2 protein-coding genes and 1 pseudogene are annotated in these 2,789 nt (G+C 41.6%); 2 read left to right on the plus strand and 1 reads right to left on the minus strand.

All coding sequences use genetic code 11. From position 1 onward, the window contains the following. On the minus strand, positions 1–1,569 hold a 1,569-nt coding region (locus RMO79_RS03670; protein WP_310481702.1), incomplete at its 3' end, for an ATP-binding protein. Between the two features lie 121 nt (positions 1,570–1,690). Here RMO79_RS03670 and RMO79_RS03675 point away from each other — a divergent pair. Both RMO79_RS03675 and RMO79_RS03680 read left to right on the plus strand, forming a co-directional pair. After that, positions 1,691–2,344, plus strand: a pseudogene (locus RMO79_RS03675) (restriction endonuclease). Positions 2,345–2,350: 6 nt separating this feature from the next. Then, a partial coding sequence (locus tag RMO79_RS03680) for an N-6 DNA methylase (protein ID WP_310481704.1) occupies positions 2,351–2,789 on the plus strand: 439 nt, incomplete at its 3' end.

A 2,789-nucleotide genomic window follows, 5' to 3' on the forward strand; every position in this document is an offset into this window, starting at 1 on the left:
TTGGACATCGAGAAACCCATCGTGACTTTTAATAATGCCCATGACGGCTGATAAACCCAACCCTGTGCCTTTGCCGACTTCTTTGGTGGTGAAGAATGGATCGAAAATGCGGTGCAAGAGTTGGGGCTGAATTCCTGTACCCGTATCGGCAACAGTAATTAGGACATAATTCCCCACGGTGGCATCTAAATGATTGCGGGCAAAGGTTTCATCGATCGATCTATTAGTGGCTTGAATACTCAGGGTACCACCTTGGGGCATGGCATCGCGGGCATTGACACAGAGATTCATCAATACCTGATGGAGTTGTGTCATATCACCTACTACCGTCCACAAATCAGCGGCAATATCCGTGTCAATTTCGATCGATTTGGGCAGAGTTTGCTGGACGATTTTTTGGATATCTACGAGCAGGTGATGGGGTTGGAGACAGACGCGCTTACCTTCAATCCCTTGGGCAAAGGATAAAATTTGTTTAATTAAGTCTGCCCCTCTACGGGCACTAGATTCTAGGATTTTGAGCAGATTTTGGGATCGATCGTCGATATTTGGCAATCGCAATGGTAATAGTTGGGCGACTGATAAAATCGGTGTGAGGATATTATTTAAGTCGTGAGCAATCCCACTAGCTAGGGTGCCGAGACTTTCGAGGCGTTGCGCTCTGAGGAATTGTTGTTCGAGTTGTTTTTTCTCGGTAATATCCATGTGCATCCCGATCGTCCGAGTCGGATTGCCAGTACGATCTAGAAAGATATTGCTTTTAATCGCAATCCACTGGATGTTATTATCAGCATCGACGATCCGAAATTCTAAATCTAGTCCCTGTCTGAGTTGGCGGGATTTATTTAATTCTGCTTCAACTTTGGGGCGATCTTCGGGATAAATAGTGTTCAGCCAGTAGGTATTGTTATTCTCAAAACTACCTGGTGCTAACCCATACAAAGCTTCTAACTCGATCGACCAAGTAACTCGATCGGTCAATAGATTCCATTCAAATGTGCCAATCTTACCAGCTTGTTGGGCCAATCCCAAGCGGTTTTGAACACTTTCTCTCGATTCGATTTCCTGACGGAGGGATTCATTGGCGGCAGCCAGAGCCGCAGTCCGTTCTGCGACGCGCAATTCTAGAGTTTCATTAACTTCCCGCAGCGCCACGGCTGCTTGTTTGCGCTCGATCGCATACCGTACCGAGCGCACTAAAATATCTAGATTGACTTGCCGTTTGACGAGATAATCTTGGGCACCATGTCTGACCGCATCCAGAGCCAATTCATCATCGTTGGTGCTAGTTAGTACGACGATTGGTAAATCGGGAGCATCGTGAATCAGCGCATCTAAAGATCCCAACCCGTCGCTATCTGGTAATGTTAAATCCAGTAGTGCAACATCAAAGCTGTTCGATTTGAGCTGGGTAATTGCATCGCCCAATCGTTTGACATGAGTGAGGCTAAACTGACTACTCACCGTACCTTTGAAGATTTCTTGCAGCAACCTGGCCTCTGCTAAGTTATCCTCAAGTAGCAAGACGTGAATATTTGGATGTTGATGTGGTAGTGAGCTAGCAGACATTGAGAAGTTATCTGTGACGGGGATTTGTGCTATCAGCGTTAAGTTAAGACTGAGATTTAGTTTGCAAAAAACTGACATACTCTAGTATACGGTTAATATTGAAGTGAATTGACATTTAAGGATGAAGCCAACATTAACTATTGAGGATTTGTGTGCTGAAGCAGCTAAATTTGCTGAAATAGAATCTCTATACGATGAACCTGCACTTTACGGCGTGACAGATGGAAAAGCTATCGGCACATATCTCGAACACAAATTCACAGATTATCTGGCTGAAAAGTACAGTTCTCAACAAGGGAATTCAGCATCAGGGCTTGACCTTCCCACACTTGAAGTTGATATCAAAGTAACAAGCATCAAACAACCACAATCTTCTTGTCCATTTAGATCGGCAAACCAGAAAATATTTGGGCTAGGATATCATCTTTTAGTTTTTGTTTACGACAAATATGATGATTTTGAAAATAGAACTGGACGATTAAATATGCAGCATACTATTTTTATAGATAGAAGCAGAACCGCATATTTTAAGACAACAAGAGGTCTTATAGATATTTTAAATCGAGAAGGGAATAAGGATGACATTATTGCCTTCATAATGGAAAGAAATCTACCAGTTGATGAAATCGGTGCGAATCAGTTAGCTGAAAGAATTTTAGAATCGCCCCCGAATCAAGGTTACTTGACAATCTAAAATGCGCTGCAATGGAGACTACAATACAGCCGAGTTATTCAACAAGCTGGCAGTATTTCAGGAATATTTAGAATTCGATAAATAATCATGGTAAAGTCTTCAGAAAAGTGTCAATTTGGAGATTTTCAAACTCCCGATGAACTTGCACAGGAAGTAGTTAAAATTCTCAAGCTAAACCATAAAATATCACCAAAATCTATTATAGAGCCGAGCTGTGGAAAAGGATCGTTTGTCAGAGCGGCACTAAAAGAATTCACACATTCAAAATTACTAGGCTTAGACATAAATGAAAAATATGTCGAAGCCGCAAATCTATCTATATCTGAATATCTGAATTCAGAAAATGCCACTATATATCAATCGGACTTTTTTAGTACCGATTGGAAATCTCTTATTTCTAGTCTATCAGGTGATATTCTCATAGTCGGCAATCCTCCTTGGGTTACGAGCAGTGAATTGAGTATTCTGAATAGTCAAAATCTTCCTATCAAGTCAAATTTTCAGAATAGACGAGGTATTGAAGCTA

This window comes from Chamaesiphon sp. VAR_48_metabat_403, from assembly GCF_031422475.1.
Lineage (GTDB): Bacteria > Cyanobacteriota > Cyanobacteriia > Cyanobacteriales > Chamaesiphonaceae > Chamaesiphon.